This window comes from Brevundimonas terrae (assembly GCF_011761985.1).
GTDB classification, from domain to species: Bacteria; Pseudomonadota; Alphaproteobacteria; order Caulobacterales; family Caulobacteraceae; genus Brevundimonas; species Brevundimonas terrae.
In genome coordinates this window covers 23,434-40,870 of the sequence record NZ_JAASQT010000005.1, presented here as the reverse complement: position 1 = coordinate 40,870, position 17,437 = coordinate 23,434, and the positions used below count along the sequence as shown (strand labels likewise).

The window sequence follows — 17,437 nt, the reverse complement described above, 5'->3', positions numbered from 1 at the left end:
AGCCGTTACTCCGAGGCGTCCAGGGCGTCCGCCAGTTCGCGTTCCAGCCCGTAATAGCGGGCGCGATCCCAGAAGCGCGGACGGGCAATACCGGTGGAGCGGTGTCGCCCCGCCACACGACCGGCTGCATCTTCGCCGGTGATGTCATAAACGAACAGGTCTTGCGTTACGATCACATCGCCTTCGAGGCCGACGACCTCGGTGACGTGGGTGATGCGGCGCGAACCATCGCGCAGACGGGCGGCCTGAATGATGATGTCGATCGAGCCGACAATCATTTCGCGGATCGTCTTGGAAGGCAGGCCATAGCCGCCCATGGTGATCATGGATTCCATACGGCTGATGGCTTCACGCGGGGAGTTGGCGTGCAGCGTGCCCATGGAGCCATCGTGGCCGGTGTTCATGGCCTGAAGCAGATCGAAGGCTTCGGGGCCACGCACTTCGCCGACGATGATGCGTTCGGGGCGCATACGCAGACAGTTCTTGACCAGATCGCGCATGGTAATCTGGCCCTGCCCTTCGAGGTTCGGCGGGCGGGTTTCCAGACGCACGACGTGTGGTTGCTGAAGTTGCAACTCGGCAGCGTCTTCACAGGTGATGACGCGCTCGGTCGGATCGATGAAGGCGGTCATGGTGTTGAGCAAGGTGGTCTTGCCCGAACCCGTACCGCCCGAGATCAGCACGTTACACCGCGCCGCGCCAATCACACCAAGGACGCGCGCACCATCGGGACTCATCGAGCCAAACTCGACGAGATCACGCATAGTCAGCTTGTCTTTTTTGAACTTACGAATGGTCAGGGTCGGACCATCAATCGCCAGTGGCGGAGCGATCACGTTCACACGCGAACCATCCGGAAGACGCGCGTCGCAGATGGGCGAGCTTTCGTCCACGCGACGGCCGACCTGCGACACGATGCGCTGGCAGATATTCATCAGCTGCGTGTTGTCGCGGAAGCGGACATTGGTCAGCTGCACCTTGCCGCCCACTTCGATGAAGACGCGGTTGGCACCATTGACCATGATGTCGGCGATATCGTCACGCGCCAGCAGAGGCTCCAGCGGCCCATAGCCCAGAACGTCGTTGACGATGTCCTGAACCAGATGCTCCTGCTCGGCCACGGACATGGAGACGTTCTTGATCGCCACCAGTTCGGCAACAATGTCGCGGATTTCTTCCTGTGCGGCCTTCTGGTCCAGCTGGGCCAGTTGCGACAGGTCGATCGTGTTCATCAGCGCATTGAAGATGGTGGTCTTCGTGGCGTGATAATAGTCGCTCTGCTCTCGCACGATCTCGGTGACGGCCTGCGCCTTCCTGATCTGCTCCAGACCGGCAGACTTGCGGCTCCCCGCCTTTTTCTCGGGCGCGGGGGCGGCCATCTGGCCTTCCAGCTCCTCGAGGCCGAACCCGTCGAGCGCAGACGCGGCAGGTTTCTTCGGGCGAGCCTGTTGGGATGGAGCCGGAGCCGGTTCCGGCTGACCGGCATCAAAGGGCTGCGGCGAAGTAGGCTCTACGCGCGCAGCAACCGGCTCCTCCGGTGCCATGACGCCGGATTGAGGATTAACTGCCGTTTGCCGCTTGCCGAACATCTATCAGCGCCTTTTGAAGAGGCCAGACAGGCCCGCAGATGTTTTACGCGCCTTGGTGGCCGAGGTGGCCGGTATCTGGCGTTGGGATACGATCTGGGCCAGCGTCTCGAACGCCTCGGCGGCCTTGGTCTTGGCGGCGCTGTCCAGAATCATCTGGCCGTTATTGGCCGCAGTGCCGAACACCTTGGCGTCGAACGGGATGCTGAGTGACGGATGGATGCCCAGGGCCTGACCGAACTCCTTGGCCGGAATTTCAGGACGCCCCGGTATGCCCACCTGATTGAGCACCACACGCGGCGGCGTATCATTGGGACGCGCCTGACGGATCAGGTCGATCAGGTTTTTGGCATTGCGCAGCGAGGCCAGATCGGGCGTTGCCACCAGAACCACTTCGTCCGCCGACATCAGTTGCTGGCGCATCCAGCCCGACCACATGTGCGGTAGGTCCAGCACCACAAACGGGGCCGTGCTGCGGATACGGTTCGTCACCTCGTCAAAAGCGTCGGCGTCGATATCCCAATCATTATCGATGGTGGCGGGGGCCGCAAACAGGCTGAGACGATCCGAGCAGCGCACCATCATGCGATCCAACAGGGTCGCATCCAGACGCTGTGGCTGGCTGAGGGCATCGGCGACGCCACCCAGCGGGTCTTGGTTGAAGTTCAAGCCCGACGTACCGAACGGCAGATCATAATCTACGATGACCGTGTTCACGCCGATGCGCTCGGACATGGCAAACGCGGTATTGTGTGCCACCGAGGACGAACCCGAGCCGCCGCGCGCGCCGACAAAGGCCACGGTACGCCCGACAAAGGGCTGGTCCGGATCGTTGAACAGGCCGCCAATGGCCGCAATCAGTTGCAGCGGCTGGATCGGAGCCACCAGATACTCACTGACGCCGCGACGCATCAGTTCGCGATAGAGCAGGATGTCATTGGTGGCACCGACGACGACCACCTTGGTGCCCGCATCGCAAACCTCGGCCAGTTGGTCGATCTCGGCGAGCAGGCTGCGCGCATCCTTCATGCACTCGACCAGGATCAGCGGCGGCGTCGGTTCGTGCTGGTAGGTCTCGATGGCCGCTGCGATACCGCCCACGCGAACCTGCGTGGTGGCGCGGGACATTCGACGGTCCTGCGCGGCGCGTTCGGCGGCGGCCAGGGTATCCTGGCGCTCGGCAAAGATGTGAACCGCAATGCGCGGAATGGACACGTCCACGGCCTGTGCATCAAAATCCAGTCCGCCGCCGGCCAGAACCGGCATGGTCGAGGGTGCCGACACAGGGGCCGTTTCCATCTGGATCGGTGTCCGCGACTGTAGAGCGTCCTCGTTCACGGCATTTGCCACCGGCATATCCACCACAGACGCGCCGGACGGCGTCGCTGATGCGCGAGGCGAAACCTCGACAACCTCGATGTCTTCCAGTTCGAACGTCGTGACCGGTTCGTCATAGGCCGACGTATTGGCAGCGTACTTCAATGCAGACATATCAGATGCCTCAAGGGGTTCGGCAGAGGCCCGGGCCAGTGGCTCGGAGTTCTCCGTCGATACCGAAAAAGATTCCTCGACCCGACTAAGCGCACTCTCAAGAAAATTGGGGGGCTGCGGTGCAGTTGCCCCCTTGCCGACCGTGACGTCGCCCGCACCCTCTTCCGCAATCAGGTTGGAGATCGTTTCCAAAAAATCGTCATCGATCTCGAAGCCATCCAGAGGATCGATTGCGGGGGGGGACTTGGTCATAACTTACTCAACAACGTCGGAAACACGCGCAGCAGACAGTAGCTGTTCGCGCTGGGCAGAAGTGGTCTGGCCCTGACGATAGGCGTCGAACACAACCGTGCGACGCTGGGCACTGGGCGAGGTCATGGCGCGCGGGGCGACAATATCCCTCGGATCGGCGATCTGCGCCGCAAGATTGGCGTTTACCGCACAGCCGAAATTGGATGCGCCGTTATTATTGCCCGTGCGGCTGAGATTGCCCCACTGGCTGCCGCATTGCGGCACCTGTGCGCGAACGGTTGCGAAACCAGCCACCAGAGGCGCATTGGCCGCAGGGGCCTCATAGTTGGCCACACTAATCTGGTGACGCGCCACGCCATAGGTTTCCAGCGTCCGGATCACATGGCCGACCATGCGCGCATTGGCGCTGTCGGACTGGTCCACCACCTCGATCAGCAGCCTGTCGGCACCGCTGGCGCGGTAACGACCGGCCAGAGCCGCCACAGCCGATTGCTGGTTGGCAGACAGGGCATCGGTGCGGACCGCCAGCGCGATACGGTCCTGATCGGGTTCGACCTGAAGCATGTAACGCGACAGCGGCGTGCGACTGGCCGTGGTTATGTCCAGATTGGCATCCGGTCCGACACAGGCGCCCAGAGCCAGGGCCGCGCCCATCATCAGGCAGGTATAGAAGGATCGGTTCATCATCGGGGTCACTCGATCACATAGCCGACCGGGCCTTGCCATCCTGCACCCGAAACATTCGGGGCCGGTGCGCCATAGACCTGGTTCAGCTGGCCAAAGAAAATAGACTGGGCATCGGTCGCGATACGCAAGCCATCTGCCGGTGTCTGCATCCGAGCCGGAGAAGTCGGATTGACGATATAGGGCTCGACAATCACCACCAGTTCGGTCTCGCCCATCAAGTAGTCCCGCGAGCGAAATAGTGTACCTAGCACGGGTAGATTCGTCATACCCGGCAGCGAGTCGACAGCCTGACGCGAGGTTTCCTGTAACAGGCCTGCAATCATCATTGCCCCACCCGACGGAATTTCCACGGTTGTGTCGCTGCGGCGGACCGTCAAACCTGGCAAGGTAATCGATGATGGCGTACCTGCACCGATCGTCAGGCCCGATGTCGGGTTTAGCTCAGAGACCTCGACCTTAACCTGAAGATTGATACGCCCTTCGGACAAGACGACTGGGCGGAAGGCCAAACCCACACCATAGGGTTTATACTCGACCGTTATCTGACCTTCGCTGTCGCGACTGGCAGGGACCGGGAACTCACCACCGGCAAGGAAGCTGGCTGCCTCGCCATTTACAGAGGTCAGGTTCGGCTCGGCCAAAGTACGGGCCAGACCCACACGCTCGAATGCCGCCAAGCCCAGACGTCCCGAGGTCAGGTCGCTGCCCGGATCGGGCAGACGGTTCCAGTCGGCACTGATGCCGCCCTGAATGCCCGAATTGATCGAGAAACTCATACCCGTCGAGATATTAAACGGGTGACGGCCATTGCCGTTGATCAAGGCCTGGGTATCAAAACCCAGTTGCTTGATGACATTGCGCTGCACCTCAACCACACGTACGCGCAGGGTCACCTGATCCGATCCGCTGATCGAGATCATGTTGACGACCTTGTCGGGGCCGGAGGCATGGGCGCGGGCCAGTTGGGCCGCGCGCTCGGCATCGCCCATATTGGCGGCCGTACCGCTAAGGACAATGTTGTCGTTGACCGCCTCGACACGCAGATTGGAACCGGGGAAGGTTCGTGTCAGCGAGTCCTGCAGGGCGGATACACCGGCATCCACACGCACTTTCAGTGTCAGGATCACACGTCCATTGGCACCAACAAACACCGCATCAGTTTCACCCGGCGTCAGGCCGACAATGGTGATCCGGCGATGTGTGTGCAGCATGGCATTGGCAACTTCGGGATTGGTCACCACAATGTCGCGCACATCGGCGGGCAGATCGACCGCAAAGGACGAACCCTTGGGCAGGTTGATGCGGCGCGGGGCCGAGCCGGAAGTCACGGTGGCCGTATGGCTGGCCGCAACAGACTGGGTTTGGGCCTGTACGGAAGGCGTCACCGCCGTCAGACCGGCCATAAGCGCCATCGCTGCGAGCACCACCACCGGATTGCCCATGCGGCCTTGGGTCGATGTCATGTCGAGATCTCTCATTGCAGCACCACCACTTCGGGGGTGGCATCACCGCGGAAGATACGCACGGAACGGGCATCGCCACCGGCACTCGCAGGAACAGCAGGGCGGACACCACCCTCGCCGCGACGCACAGCCCCGGGGATCAAGCCGCGCGGACCGCCGGCATCGGCATAGGAACGCAGTACAATCGTCAGATCACCCTGTGCGCGCGCCAGTGCCAGCGTCTCGGCATCACGGGTGTTGACCTCCAGAGTGGCGGTGGCCCCGACGACAGCTTTTTCTTCGGTCGGTGCCTGGGTGGCCTGATCGACCGCCAGAACCTTGAGGTTTTGCAGCACTGTGGCGGTCACGGTGCGCTTCACCGTATCGTCGCCGGACGGCACATCGACCTCGCGGGTCAAAAGCACATCCACGCGGTCGCCCGGAAGGATGAAACCGCCCGCCGCCGTATCGGCAGACACCGGAATACTCATGGCGCGCATGCCCGGATCGAGGAAGGCGGCCAGATAACCACTCTCGCCCGCGCGGACCAGTTTGCGCGTCTGGATGGGTTCGCCCGCCAGAATGCTTTCACGCACGACCGATCCGGCCAGATGGTCGCGGGCGGTCGGCGTGTTCAGCGAGGTGACAGCATCGACAACCTTGGTAACGGCACCGTCTTCTTTTTTCGGTTCGGCGGCCGGTGCCTCGGTTCCAGCGGAGGGCAGCGGCACAGAGCCATCCGTCACAAAAGCCGGATGCAGATCGGCCACGGGCCAGTCCTTCCAGGCCATGTCCTCAGCAGTCAAAACACGGCCCGGATTCAGGTCCACCGCCGCGACCAGAACCTTTGCGGTTGCCGCAGCCGGCGCAGACACTTCGGTTGCGGCCTTCTTGTCGTCAGATGCCCCCATGGATCGCACAACAAGCGCGAGGCCCACAGCCGCCAGTGCAGCGACACAGATTACAGCAATCTTTGCAGGTTTCATCGATGTTCTCCGGCGGTTGTCGGGCTACAGAAGTCTGCGCCCAAGCCGCCAAAAGCTATTATTCTGAAGCCACACAACCAGAACATCCGAAGGATGTTGCTAATAAATGTGGTTACGACAACTTCAACAACATTTGCGAATACGGAAATGCAAACACCGCGCCCACGGCAATGGCGACGCCGTATGGGATGTCACCTTTCGGTTGCAGCAACCACTTCATCCACTCGGGAAACACAACAGGCAGGACAGCCCCCCATTTCCGCGCGCTGAGCAGAAGTAACGCCAAGGCTCCACCCGCAAGGGCCGTAATGGCTAGAAAAGGCAAGACCCCCGAAACCCCCAGCCAGATCACAGAAGCCGCCATAAGTTTGGCATCACCACCGCCCAGCACCTTGAAGGCAAACAGGGCAATACCGATAACCAGAGCCGCAAAGCCCAAAACCAGCGCCACGGCCATATCCTGCCATGACAGACCCAGCATCAGGGCCACCGGAATAAAGGCACCAACCAGCACGACCGATATCCAATTCGGGATTGTCATGGTGGTCACATCATAGACACCACCCAAGATCACCAGGGCGGGGAATACAAACAGAAGTGCGCTCGCGACATAATACATGCTCGGACGGTGACACAATTTGGTTAAGCCATAGTTGCGCCATTAAGCATGAAAAAAGGCCGGAGCGATCGCTCCGGCCTTTCCATTAACTTACCGACTGGGTCGCTTATGCGCCCGGTGCAGTACCATCCAGGCCATTTTCAACGTCACGGAATTTTTGTTCCAGTTTCGGACCGATGGCAAGCAGAGCGCCAATGATGACAACCGCGATCAGGGCAGCGATCAGGCCGTATTCGATTGCGGTCGCGCCGGATTCATCCTTGGCGAAACGGTTCAGCAGATTACGCATGTGTAGTCCTCTCTCGTTGAGCGGGAGGAAACAGCAGCGCTCCCCCGCGATGGGCCGCGCAGTGTTCCTTGCGCCCAAATGCCATGCGACTTTGCAGATTATACCTTAAACGCAAGTAAAGTTCTGTCACCCCGCAAGGCGGAATCGTAGTTACCAAGTCGTTACCATTTGACCAGAAGTAACCAAACACCGTTTGGCTTAGGTATTTGCTTTACAAATTTGTCTTAGGAAAACCCCATGCAGGGCGATAGGACCGTATAAATGTAGTGCGGTTCCATTGCCCGCCGCACTCAGTTCAGAGGGTCAGGCCATGAAGGTGTTCCGCACACGCGACGCCCGTACAGCACGCATGACGTCCCGCGAGGGCGCAACAGCCGTGGAATTCGCGCTGGTTGCCATTCCCTTTTTCGGGCTGTTACTGGCCATTCTCGAAGTCGCGATCATCCTGAGCGTCAGTGCACTTCTGGAAACCGCTGTGCTGAACAGTGGTCGCCTGATCCGCACAGGCCAGTTACCCCAAGACGCCACAGCCGCAGACTTTAAAAAAGAAATCTGCGGCCGTATGGCCTTTTTTGAATCTGCCTGCCTGAGCCGCATCGAGATCGACGTCCAGCCGGTGGCATCCTTTACCAATCCCGGCATTTCCGATCCTGTGGTGGATGGCGAGTTCAAGCCCGAAAACCTCAAATTCAATATCGGCACAGCGCGCAGCTTCATGCTGATGCGGGTCTGGTACAAACAACCCATCGTCAGCCCCTTCCTTGGCCACGCCATGATCCGGCTGGGTAATGGTGACACCATTCTTCACGCGGCCACGGCCTTTAGAAACGAGCCGTTCTGATGCAGATGCTCTTCAGCCTCCGCCATTTCGGCAACCGGTTCCGTCGCAATCAGGATGGCGTTGCCGCCGTCGAGTTTGCACTGCTGCTGCCCTTGTTTCTGGTGCTCTATATCGGTGTGATCGAGTTCACACAGGCCTTTATGGTCCAGCGCCGCGCCAGCCACTCGGCCTCGATGATGGCCGATATTGTGGCGCAGGCCGGAACCGTGACCCCCACCCAACTGTCAGACTTTTTCGCGGTCGGTGGCCTGATAATGGTGCCCTATTCCTCCGAGCCGCTGGAGGGGACAGTCACCAGCCTCATCCTCAATGACAAGGGTGAGGCCCGCGTCGACTGGAGTTATGGCAGCAAGGCCACGCCGTTAAAATACAATACGGTTGTGCCTGTCCCTGCGGGTATTCTCGAAAAAGAAGGCGACAGCGTCATTCTGGCCGAGACGGTCTATAAGTATAACTCCCCGTTCGACATTTCAGTGCCGGGGTTTGGTGATTTCCTGTCGGATATTACCACCTTCAAACGCCAGTTCTATCTGCGCCCGCGTGAAGTGGCTTCAGTCAGTTGCACCAGTTGCCCGCGCCCCAAATAGGGCTTCATACAGCGCACTGATCTTGGCGTCGGTTTCGGCCAGTTCGGCTTGCGGGTTGCTGTCGGCAGTAATGCCCGCCCCTGCCTGTGCGCGCCAGTGCCAGTGGCCGACCCGGCGTTCGAAACTGGCGCTGCGGATCAGGACCGACGCAGACACATGATCCCGATGCGCCATGCCGTGCACGAACAGGGTGCCGCACCATGCGCCGCGTGACGGCTCCAGTTCGGCAATCACCTTCATGGCCTGATGCTTTGGAGCACCGGTTATCGAGCCCGGCGGGAAGGTGGCCCGCACGATATCGCCCCAGCCAAAACCCTGCTTCAGGCTCGCACTGACCACCGAGGTCAGGTGATGCACGGTCGGATGGCTTTCCAGCTCGAACAAGCGTTCGACCGTAACGCTGCCCACCTCGGCCACACGGCCCAGATCGTTACGCATCAGATCCACAATCATCAGGTTCTCGGCCCTGTCCTTGAGACTGTCGGTCAGGGCCTTGGCAGAGGTCGCGTCTTGTACCGGATCCTCATAGCGGGCCGAGGTGCCCTTGATCGGGCGCGTCTCGATCCGTCGTGTCTTTAGATCGCAAGACAGGAACAGTTCGGGCGAGTTGGACACCAGCGCATAATCACCAGCCCCCCACCACGCGCCATAGGCTGCGCCGCGTTGTTCGGACAGGCGCAGGAAAACATCGAAAGGGTCCGCCTGTGGCCAAAGCTGTCCGTGCCAAGCGCGGGCGATATTGGCCTGAAACAGCTCGCCCTCGCCTATGCGGCGCACCACTTCGGCGACGGCATCGCAATAGGCTTGCGGTTCAGCTTCCGTCACAAAATCCATTGAGGGCGGCGCGGGTAGATCCGGCCGTAACGCCTTGGCCATCCATCCTTCGGCCATGCCAGCGTGGTCCTGCGCCAAGGCATGGCTGTGCGCCCAGCCACAGGCCCAGACCTGTTGTTCCAAATGATCAAAGGCCAGCCATGCCGGATATCGGGCCAGGATCAGATCGGGCCAGACAGGCTCTCGCATTCCTGTCGCCTGCCGCGCCCCTGCATCATAGGACACCAGACCGACCACCGGTCCGTCGCACCAGTCGGTATGGTCAAGCGCAGTGAATGCCTCGTCACTCAGCGGGATCACCGCCTGTTTGTCCGGAGCACAGGCCACGAACGACCAGCGACCACCATGTTTTTGCGGCGCTCCCGCCCCTGCGACCATAGCCAGCGGCCACGTCTCTTTTGCCAGACCCGCCGCCACGGCAACAGGATCACACCACAAAAGGGGTTTTCGGACTTCAAACATATTCAGATGCTCAAGACCTGACGCAGCTTGCCGAGGGCCGCGCCATCCAGTTCCAGAACCTGCTCCATATAGGTATCCACCGAACCGCTTCGGACCTCGATGGTGCGATAGGCGTGATGCAGGAAATCGGCATCCACCCCGAGGAACGCCACCACCGCATCGCGCGACACCGGATGGCCGGTCATCTTGCCCAGCCACTGGCCCATTTCCTCGGCGCGGGCTTCGAGATTTACGGCGGCATTGGTGGCCAGATAGTCGGCCATCACGTCATCCTCGTGTACGCCCAGCGCCCGATGGACCAGAGAGGCCAGCAACCCTGTACGATCCTTGCCCGCCGCACAATGGATCAGCGATGCGCCATCATCGCGTATCAGCGCGGCAAAATAGGCTTTGAACAGTTCCACATGCGATGGCTCATAAGGCATGCGGCCATAGGTGCCCGCCATATAATCGCGGCCCGAATCCCCGGTCAGTTTTCCGCTTTTGAGAAACTGGATATGCGGGGCCAGTCCCTCGCCGCCCAGATCGCTGGACAGGGTCTGGCCCTGCCAGTCTTCAGGCATGCGGTCGGGCTGTTTGATGCGTTCACTGGAGCGACGCAGGTCCACCACATAGCGGATATCCAGCGCCCGTAACTGCTGAAGGTCGGCCTCGGTCGTGCGCGATAACTGGCCCGAGCGGAACAGGCGTCCACGCGCCACCGGCCCTTCGGCACCGGCATAGCCGCCAAAGTCACGGAAATTCTCGATGGCTTCAAAAGAAAGAAGGCGGTCGCTCATGACCGCCTTCCTTAAACTGATTGCCCGGTTTCGCCATCTAGCGTTGTGCTACCAGAGCCGAAATCTGGTCCAGATAGGCGATAAAGGCTTCGCGGCCCCTATCGCTGAGACGCGCCCGCGTCAGGGGTTTTCGTCCCTGAAAGCTCTTTTCGACGATCACAAAACCCGCTTCTTCCAGTTTTCGCAGGTGAACTGAAAGATTGCCGTCCGTGGTCTGCAATCGGGCTTTCAGCTCACTGAACTCGGCCACATCGGCGCTGGACAGATAGGCCATGATACCGAGCCGGATACGGCCATGGATGACCTCGTCGATGCGATTGATGTCGAAGTCATCCGAAGCTTGCGCCGTCATCTCAGCCTCGCGCTCTGGCGGCCAGTTTCATCAAATGGAGACCCGGCAGCAAGGCCACGCAGATCAAGAGCACCAGATAGATGACATAGGTCCAATGGGTAAAGGCAAACCAGCCCAAGGCCGCCGCCCCCGCAAAACAGACCGCGCCCGTCAGCATCATCCAGCCCTGACGCACGACCTGACCGGTAATCATCCATGCCGCACCATAGGCGATCATCACCACCGCGGGCATCAGCGACATCGTCGCCCAGTTCCCCGTGCTGAGACCGAATGCCATCAGCACCAGCCACAGTCCGAAAATGCTGTAGCCACAGGCCGACCATGCCGCACCAATGGCCACATTGTCCTTGGTCTGGCTGCCCGAGCGAGCATCAACCTTGCGGATCAGAACATAGAGCAGAGCGGCAAATCCGACACCGGCCCCAACCCACATCCACATAACCCCCCAGCCCGACAAGGGCACACGCCCCAGAGCAATCAGCCACTGTACTGCCGTGGCTGCGCCAAACCATATAGCTGCGGCCACAAGGATGGGGCCGACCAAGACGGGGGCATGGCGCCCCTCCTCGGCCAGAGATTTCAAATAGGCGATGTCGCCATGGACATCGGCTTGAGGGTGTTGGGACATGGGTGTTTCCTCCTGTTGGTACTTTTATCTCCCACTTACTTTATTTTGTAAAGTACTTTTTCAATCGCCGTTATGCGAGCCTTCGAGGCACGAAAAAGGCCGCCCATGAAGGGCGGCCTTAAAGGTTTTCGCGACGGGCGCTTCCAGCTTAACGGAAAGGCGGCTCGTCAAAGGCGCGCAGTTTGCGCGAGTGCAGGGCAGCGCCCTCGCCACGCAGCAGTTCCACGGCCTGAATACCGATCTGAAGGTGTTCGGAAATCGAACCCTCATAGAAACGGTTGGCCTGACCCGGCAGCTTGATCTCGCCGTGCAGCGGCTTGTCCGACACACAGAGCAAGGTGCCGTAGGGCACGCGGAAGCGATAGCCCTGGGCGGCGATGGTGGCGCTTTCCATATCGATGGCGACCGCGCGGCTCTGGTTGAAGCGCAGGGCCGACTTGGAATAGCGAAGTTCCCAGTTGCGGTCGTCGGTCGTCACAACCGTGCCGGTACGCAGGCGCTTCTTCACTTCTTCACCGGTGGCACCCGACACCTGCTTGGTGGCGTCATAAAGGGCGCGTTGCACCTCGGCGATCGACGGCACCGGAATGTCGGCCGGAAGCACGGCATCCAGAACGTGATCGTCACGCAGGTAGGCGTGGGCCAGCACATAGTCACCAATGGTCTGGCTACCGCGCAGACCGCCACAGTGACCGATCATCATCCACACATGCGGACGCATGACCGCAAGGTGGTCACAGATGGTCTTGGCGTTGGACGGACCGACACCGATATTGACCAGCGTGATGCCCTGACCGTTCGGACGGGTCAGGTGATAGGCCGGCATCTGGTGCTTGCGCCAGGCCGAGTCCATCACCGTCATTTCGGCGTCGACCGTATCCTTGGTCACCACCACACCACCGGCGCAGGTCAGGCTGTCATAGGGGCTGTCGGGCTTTTTCAGCTCGGCGGCCGCCCAGCGCACGAACTCGTCGACATAGCGGTTATAGTTGGTGAACAGGATATAGCTCTGCACCGCCTCGACCGGCGTGCCGGTATAGTGACGAAGACGGGCCAGCGAGAAGTCGGTACGCAGGCCATCGAACTGCGACAGCGGGAAATCCTTGTCCGGATCGAACAGGCCGTCCGAGATTTCATCGCCGATATGGGCCAGATCCGTGGTCGGGAACCAGCGGGCAATCGAGGCCGTCATGGTGCTATCCAGCACCACGCCCGAACCGTCCAGCACATAGGGGAACGGGATTTCCTGATCCGACGGGCCGACCACGAAGGTGGCGTCATATTCGTCGGCCAGCAGGGTCAGCTGTTCCAGCAGATAGTTGCTGAACAGGTCGGGACGCGTGATCGTGGTGGTATAGATACCCGGACGCGACAGGCGGCCAAAGGCGCGTGTCTCGAGGTTCTGCGGCTTGTCGCCGAACCAGCTGATCGTCAGTTTGGGATAGGAGAAGAGGCCGTTGGCGCGGGCTTCGGCATCGGCGCGTTCGCCGGTTTCCAAAAACACCTTCACCGCATCGCGAAGGTTGGCCACGGATTGATTGTAGAGGGTTTCGAGGCGGTCGATTACCGCCTGGGGGGTCATCTTATCTGTCATGGCCTCCTCTAGCGGAAAACAATGACAAAGGCGAGACACCCCCGGCTCAACAACCGCAACCAACGGTTTCAAATCCTGTAACGCCTCGCCAAAAGCGGTCTTAGTGGCGCGTCACCGACAGGCTGAAATCACCGCTCTCGTTGCGGCGGGCCGTGGCTCTCGGCTGGTAAGGGACGATAACGAAAGTCATGTTGCGCGGGGCCACCAGCGTAGCCTTGGCACCTTCTACTTCCCCGCGATGCAGGGCCGCGCCGCTGTGATCGGCGGCGTCGCTAATGTTCATATAAAGATTTGTGCTGTCGGTTTTGAAATCCACCGTCAGGGTCTGGCCCTGCGCCACAGCCACCGCATATACGGGCGCGGCATAGCCGGTCACGGTGCCTGTTACGTTGACAGTTCCTTCAGAACCGAGTTCCAGCGGCACCAGCGAGCCACCCTCGGGCACGAACTGCTGTGCATTTGCCGTCTCTAGCGCGGGCAATACTTCGGGTGCCGCTTGGACTGGCGCGCTCGGCTGTTCGACCGGTTTGGCCGCTTCCTGACCGCACGCGCCCAGCCCCAACAAGGCCACCGACGCCAGCATATAAACCGATTTTTTCATCCGGACATTCCTCTTGTAGTCAGCCACATCGAACCGTCGTGCCTACACAACGCGCAAATGCGCAAAAATATGCACGCCACATCGTCGCAGATTATGAAGGAAACTGGAGCGGGTAGCGAGAATCGAACTCGCGACATTCAGCTTGGGAAGCTGACGTTCTACCTCTGAACTATACCCGCCCTTGGTATGGGGGCGAACATAGCAGTGGTTCGGTCAAAGAAAAGGCCCGACGCGGGGTCGGGCCTTGGATTTTTTGGATTTATCCGGTGTTTATTGCGTCACGCGCTCGGCGGTGATGCCTTCGACGGCCAGCATGGACTGGACGCTGTCTTGACCGACAAGGTGTCCCGCACCGACGACGATAAATGTGGTGCCCGAACCGTCGAGGATGGTTTTGATCTGACGGGTCCAGTTGGCGTTGCGACGTGTGAACAGCGCTTCATAGGCTTCGGGCTGCTCGGCCTTCATCTCGTCGATCATTTCATGGCCCATGACATCGGTATTACCCGTGGACCATGCGGCCAGCAGGGCCTCGACCTGGGCTGGCCCCTTGTCGAGATCTTTCAGGGTACCGCGCAGCATCTCGACCTGACCTTGCTCGGACATACCCGAGAAGATGCGGATCTGTTCGGCCATGCTTTCCAGACCCTTGGCCGGTTTGCCCAGCGATGCGGCACGGGCCAGCATGACCTTGTCCACGCCCGAATTCGGATCAAAACCAGCCGCCGTTAGCTGCACGATGGCCAGTTGCAGACTGACCAGCCACGGGCGCATCGGATCAAAGGCTGCTGCGGTGGCCCCCATAGGTGCAAGCGCCGCGTCCAGCGCCGCAATATCCTCAGGCGTCAGCAGGCTGGTCAGCGGGCGATCCGGCGACAGGCCATAGGTCTGCATCAACTGCATGCCCTGTGCTGCATCATCGATGTCGGTCGCTTCGAACCAGACTTCGTCGGCAGAGGCAAAGGCGGCGTCCACATGGGATTGACCCCATTTGGTGTCCGGACGCAGGAAGTGGAAGCTGCCGAACAGGTAAAGGGTGCTGTCCGCATCGCGGATGACCCACATGGCCGGACCTTGTCCCTCGGCCTGAGGAATGGCTGCGGGGGCTGCGGTTTGGGCAACCGCCAGCGGGGCCACAAACAGGGTCGATACGAGCGCAGCCGAAGCCATCACATGGCGCAGGGTTTTCATCATCGGAACTTCCAGTCGTGAGAGGGTCAAACGGTCAGACCGTATCGTCGATAAAAATCTCTTCGATACGCAGATCGAACAGACGGGCGATTTTAAAGGCGAGCGGCAGGGACGGATCATATTTGCCCGTTTCCAGCGCATTCACAGTCTGGCGCGAAACGCTGAGTTCCTGCGCCAGATGGGCTTGGGACCAGTCGCGCTCGGCGCGCAAAACCTTGAGACGGTTATTCATGGCTTGCTCCGATCATCGACGCTGGAACCACCACAGGGCCCATGCCAGCAAGTAGCCGATCATCATCAGCCCCACGATGCCAACCGCGCCCGTGGCCATATAGGCCGCCGGATCGGTGCGACCGTCAAACCAGCTGGCAACCTGAAGGCTGGCTCCCATCGGCAAGCTGCCGACAAAGATCAGCACCATACCGGCCGCCAAACCGACAGAACCGCCCCAGTACCACGACCATTTGTGGGCTTCCTGTGCGGCCTCGTCGATGCTCTTCATCCAGCGCGCACCCAGCCAGAATGCGGAAACCACGAGAATAGCCGCCACAACAAAAATGGCGATCAGACCCGTTCGGGACGATAACCATCCTGTACCTGTCACGGCTTCCAGCATGGCAACGCCGGCGCCGCACAACATGCCGACGATAAAGAGGGCGATAAGATAGCCTGCCGGTTTGATCGGCTTGGTAGTTTTGCTTGCCGACATAGGGCGCTCCAAAATTAGACAAGCAGACTTTACAAACCGCTCAGAGCAGTGTCAAGCACGCTTGTCGAAAATCGGGAGCCGTCCGGATTAGTCTTCGGCGGCGTAGGGAAGCGTCGGCACTTCCATGACGGGGGCCTCGATATGCCCCTCAAGGGTGCCCACCTTGCTGAGGCTGCGCTCCAGTTGGCGGGTGCGGGTTCCGGCCTGTGTGACCGTATTGCGTGCGCGATCCAACTGCTCGCCCAGCTTTTCCCAATGGCCGGCATATTTGCCGAATTCCTGCTTGGCCGCGGCCAGAACCTTCCAGACCTCGCCGGAGTGTTTCTGGATCGCCAGTGCGCGGAAGCCCATCTGGAAGCTGTTGAGGAAGGCGGCAAGGTTGGACGGCCCCGCCACCATGACGCGGTGTTTGTTCTGGATGTCGCGGATCAGGCCCGGACGGCGGGCGACCTCGGCATAAAGCCCCTCGGTCGGCAGATACATGATCGCCACCTCGGTCGAATAGGGCGCGCGGATATAGCTGTCGGAAATGATCTTGGCCTGTGCGCGGACGGCGCGCTCCAACTGTTTGCCCGCCTGTTCCATCAGGGTCACATCACCGGCTTCTTGTGCGGTTAGCAGACGGTCATAGTCCTCGTGCGGGAATTTGGCGTCGATCGGCAGCAGCACCTGATCGCCCTCGCCCTTGCCCGGCATGATGAGTGCAAACTCCACGCGCTGGCTGGAAGTCGGATCGATCTGGACGTTCTCGGCATATTGCTCGGGGGCCAGAATATCTTCGAGGATCGCGCCAAGTTGCATCTCGCCCCAGCCGCCGCGCGTTTTCACATTGGTCAGCACGCGTTTCAGATCGCCAACGCCGGACGCCAGGGTCTGCATTTCGCCCAAACCCTTGTGCACGGCCTCCAGACGATCCGAAACCTGTTTGAAGCTTTCGCCGAGGCGCTCGTTCAGCGTGGATTGCAGCTTCTCGTCCACGGTCGCGCGCATCTGTTCGAGCTTTTCCTCGTTGTGCTTGCGCAGGGTCTCGAGGTTTTCCCCCACCGTGGCGCGAACTTTTTCCAGCTCCGTCGCCATGGCCTCGCGGCCTTCTTTTTGCTGGAGCTGAAGGGTCTCGATCAGCTTGGCGAGGCCCTGATTGGTTTCGGTCAGGCGCTTGTGCTGACCATCGGTCAGATCGGTGCCGATCTTTTGCTGCAACTCGGCAAAGCCGGTCAGGCGGGTATCCAGACTGGTGGTCAGGGACGACAATTGCAGATTCACCGCGCCCGCATTGGCCGACAGGCTCTGGTTCAGTTCCTGACGCTGGGTCGAGGCCTTGGCGTCGGCTTCCTGACGCATCAGGGCGATTTCGCGACGGATGGCGGCCTCGACCAGATCGCCCAGATCATCCGATCCGGCGGCGCTCTCGGCCCGCTTGGCCGCGCTAAAGGCGAGGAAACCCAGCACAGCCGAAACTGCGCCCAGAGCCACCGCTACAAACAGAAGAATTTCAACCATATCAGAC

The 17,437-nt window shown here is 60.4% G+C and carries 19 protein-coding genes and 1 tRNA gene; 2 read left to right on the top strand and 18 right to left on the bottom strand.

The window, feature by feature from the left end:
• Positions 1-5: 5 nt before the first annotated feature.
• The 7 genes from FHS64_RS11460 to FHS64_RS11430 form a co-directional block, all read right to left on the bottom strand.
• Positions 6-1,589: a TadA family conjugal transfer-associated ATPase gene (locus FHS64_RS11460; protein ID WP_424945243.1), complete on the bottom strand. Its 1,584-nt coding sequence runs from the start codon at positions 1,587-1,589 to the stop codon at positions 6-8.
• Between the two features lie 3 nt (positions 1,590-1,592).
• Positions 1,593-3,329: a CpaE/TadZ family protein gene (locus FHS64_RS11455; protein WP_243862953.1), complete on the bottom strand. Its 1,737-nt coding sequence runs from the start codon at positions 3,327-3,329 to the stop codon at positions 1,593-1,595.
• A gap of 3 nt (positions 3,330-3,332) precedes the next feature.
• A complete protein-coding gene (locus FHS64_RS11450) occupies positions 3,333-4,016 on the bottom strand; it encodes a CpaD family pilus assembly protein (RefSeq protein WP_208380928.1) in 684 nt (227 codons plus the stop codon).
• A 5-nt stretch (positions 4,017-4,021) separates the two neighbouring features.
• Complete coding sequence (locus FHS64_RS11445; protein ID WP_243862952.1) at positions 4,022-5,479, bottom strand: type II and III secretion system protein family protein; 1,458 nt, start codon at positions 5,477-5,479, stop codon at positions 4,022-4,024.
• A gap of 11 nt (positions 5,480-5,490) precedes the next feature.
• Entirely contained in the window at positions 5,491-6,444 is a 954-nt protein-coding gene (cpaB, locus tag FHS64_RS11440; RefSeq protein ID WP_167178400.1) for a Flp pilus assembly protein CpaB, read from the bottom strand.
• A gap of 112 nt (positions 6,445-6,556) precedes the next feature.
• Positions 6,557-7,063 carry an A24 family peptidase gene (locus FHS64_RS11435; protein WP_167178398.1) on the bottom strand — a complete coding sequence of 169 codons (507 nt, stop codon included), beginning with the start codon at positions 7,061-7,063 and terminating at the stop codon, positions 6,557-6,559.
• Between the two features lie 106 nt (positions 7,064-7,169).
• Complete coding sequence (locus FHS64_RS11430; protein WP_167178396.1) at positions 7,170-7,352, bottom strand: Flp family type IVb pilin; 183 nt, start codon at positions 7,350-7,352, stop codon at positions 7,170-7,172.
• A 310-nt stretch (positions 7,353-7,662) separates the two neighbouring features.
• Between FHS64_RS11430 and FHS64_RS11425 the strand changes: the two genes are divergently transcribed.
• A complete protein-coding gene (locus FHS64_RS11425) occupies positions 7,663-8,193 on the top strand; it encodes a TadE/TadG family type IV pilus assembly protein (protein WP_167178393.1) in 531 nt (176 codons plus the stop codon).
• Positions 8,193-8,780, top strand: coding sequence for a TadE/TadG family type IV pilus assembly protein (locus tag FHS64_RS11420; RefSeq protein WP_167178391.1), 588 nt, complete (start codon positions 8,193-8,195; stop codon positions 8,778-8,780). Before FHS64_RS11425 ends, FHS64_RS11420 begins: the two co-directional genes overlap by 1 nt.
• Here FHS64_RS11420 and FHS64_RS11415 read toward each other — a convergent pair.
• The 11 genes from FHS64_RS11415 to FHS64_RS11365 form a co-directional block, all read right to left on the bottom strand.
• Positions 8,745-10,076 (bottom strand): anthranilate synthase component I family protein, encoded by a 1,332-nt coding sequence (locus FHS64_RS11415; RefSeq protein ID WP_167178389.1) that lies wholly within the window; start codon positions 10,074-10,076, stop codon positions 8,745-8,747. The genes FHS64_RS11420 and FHS64_RS11415 overlap by 36 nt on opposite strands.
• 2 nt (positions 10,077-10,078) lie before the next feature.
• Entirely contained in the window at positions 10,079-10,855 is a 777-nt protein-coding gene (locus tag FHS64_RS11410) for a tyrosine-protein phosphatase (protein ID WP_167178387.1), read from the bottom strand.
• 37 nt (positions 10,856-10,892) lie between these two features.
• Positions 10,893-11,207, bottom strand: coding sequence for a winged helix-turn-helix domain-containing protein (locus tag FHS64_RS11405; protein ID WP_167178385.1), 315 nt, complete (start codon positions 11,205-11,207; stop codon positions 10,893-10,895).
• 1 nt (position 11,208) lies between these two features.
• Positions 11,209-11,835, bottom strand: a complete 627-nt coding sequence (locus FHS64_RS11400) for a hypothetical protein (protein WP_167178383.1) — start codon at positions 11,833-11,835, stop codon at positions 11,209-11,211.
• A gap of 148 nt (positions 11,836-11,983) precedes the next feature.
• A complete protein-coding gene (locus tag FHS64_RS11395) occupies positions 11,984-13,429 on the bottom strand; it encodes an AMP nucleosidase (RefSeq protein ID WP_167178381.1) in 1,446 nt (481 codons plus the stop codon).
• Positions 13,430-13,529: 100 nt separating this feature from the next.
• Positions 13,530-14,030, bottom strand: coding sequence for a hypothetical protein (locus FHS64_RS11390; RefSeq protein WP_167178379.1), 501 nt, complete (start codon positions 14,028-14,030; stop codon positions 13,530-13,532).
• A gap of 104 nt (positions 14,031-14,134) precedes the next feature.
• A tRNA-Gly gene (locus FHS64_RS11385) sits at positions 14,135-14,209 on the bottom strand.
• A 91-nt stretch (positions 14,210-14,300) separates the two neighbouring features.
• Entirely contained in the window at positions 14,301-15,224 is a 924-nt protein-coding gene (locus FHS64_RS11380; protein WP_243862950.1) for a TraB/GumN family protein, read from the bottom strand.
• Positions 15,225-15,255: 31 nt separating this feature from the next.
• Complete coding sequence (locus tag FHS64_RS11375; protein ID WP_167178377.1) at positions 15,256-15,453, bottom strand: helix-turn-helix transcriptional regulator; 198 nt, start codon at positions 15,451-15,453, stop codon at positions 15,256-15,258.
• Between the two features lie 12 nt (positions 15,454-15,465).
• The gene (locus tag FHS64_RS11370; protein ID WP_167178375.1) at positions 15,466-15,930 is read right to left on the bottom strand and encodes a hypothetical protein; all 465 of its coding nucleotides are present in this window, start codon (positions 15,928-15,930) and stop codon (positions 15,466-15,468) included.
• 87 nt (positions 15,931-16,017) lie between these two features.
• The gene (locus FHS64_RS11365) at positions 16,018-17,430 is read right to left on the bottom strand and encodes a DNA recombination protein RmuC (RefSeq protein WP_167178373.1); all 1,413 of its coding nucleotides are present in this window, start codon (positions 17,428-17,430) and stop codon (positions 16,018-16,020) included.
• Positions 17,431-17,437: the final 7 nt, after the last annotated feature.

What these genes read in the sequence shown, in the direction of transcription:
- cpaB (WP_167178400.1), bottom strand. Translation starts at nt 6,444, where the DNA reads ATGAAACCTGCAAAGATTGCTGTAATCTGTGTCGCTGCACTGGCGGCT.
- FHS64_RS11420 (WP_167178391.1), top strand. Translation starts at nt 8,193, where the DNA reads ATGCAGATGCTCTTCAGCCTCCGCCATTTCGGCAACCGGTTCCGTCGC.
- FHS64_RS11445 (WP_243862952.1), bottom strand. Translation starts at nt 5,479, where the DNA reads ATGACATCGACCCAAGGCCGCATGGGCAATCCGGTGGTGGTGCTCGCA.
- FHS64_RS11395 (WP_167178381.1), bottom strand. Translation starts at nt 13,429, where the DNA reads ATGACAGATAAGATGACCCCCCAGGCGGTAATCGACCGCCTCGAAACC.
- FHS64_RS11380 (WP_243862950.1), bottom strand. Translation starts at nt 15,224, where the DNA reads ATGATGAAAACCCTGCGCCATGTGATGGCTTCGGCTGCGCTCGTATCG.
- FHS64_RS11430 (WP_167178396.1), bottom strand. Translation starts at nt 7,352, where the DNA reads ATGCGTAATCTGCTGAACCGTTTCGCCAAGGATGAATCCGGCGCGACC.
- FHS64_RS11370 (WP_167178375.1), bottom strand. Translation starts at nt 15,930, where the DNA reads ATGTCGGCAAGCAAAACTACCAAGCCGATCAAACCGGCAGGCTATCTT.
- FHS64_RS11390 (WP_167178379.1), bottom strand. Translation starts at nt 14,030, where the DNA reads ATGAAAAAATCGGTTTATATGCTGGCGTCGGTGGCCTTGTTGGGGCTG.
- FHS64_RS11450 (WP_208380928.1), bottom strand. Translation starts at nt 4,016, where the DNA reads ATGATGAACCGATCCTTCTATACCTGCCTGATGATGGGCGCGGCCCTG.
- FHS64_RS11435 (WP_167178398.1), bottom strand. Translation starts at nt 7,063, where the DNA reads ATGTATTATGTCGCGAGCGCACTTCTGTTTGTATTCCCCGCCCTGGTG.
- FHS64_RS11365 (WP_167178373.1), bottom strand. Translation starts at nt 17,430, where the DNA reads ATGGTTGAAATTCTTCTGTTTGTAGCGGTGGCTCTGGGCGCAGTTTCG.
- FHS64_RS11455 (WP_243862953.1), bottom strand. Translation starts at nt 3,329, where the DNA reads ATGACCAAGTCCCCCCCCGCAATCGATCCTCTGGATGGCTTCGAGATC.
- FHS64_RS11405 (WP_167178385.1), bottom strand. Translation starts at nt 11,207, where the DNA reads ATGACGGCGCAAGCTTCGGATGACTTCGACATCAATCGCATCGACGAG.
- FHS64_RS11400 (WP_167178383.1), bottom strand. Translation starts at nt 11,835, where the DNA reads ATGTCCCAACACCCTCAAGCCGATGTCCATGGCGACATCGCCTATTTG.
- FHS64_RS11415 (WP_167178389.1), bottom strand. Translation starts at nt 10,076, where the DNA reads ATGTTTGAAGTCCGAAAACCCCTTTTGTGGTGTGATCCTGTTGCCGTG.
- FHS64_RS11410 (WP_167178387.1), bottom strand. Translation starts at nt 10,855, where the DNA reads ATGAGCGACCGCCTTCTTTCTTTTGAAGCCATCGAGAATTTCCGTGAC.
- FHS64_RS11460 (WP_424945243.1), bottom strand. Translation starts at nt 1,589, where the DNA reads ATGTTCGGCAAGCGGCAAACGGCAGTTAATCCTCAATCCGGCGTCATG.
- FHS64_RS11375 (WP_167178377.1), bottom strand. Translation starts at nt 15,453, where the DNA reads ATGAATAACCGTCTCAAGGTTTTGCGCGCCGAGCGCGACTGGTCCCAA.
- FHS64_RS11425 (WP_167178393.1), top strand. Translation starts at nt 7,663, where the DNA reads ATGAAGGTGTTCCGCACACGCGACGCCCGTACAGCACGCATGACGTCC.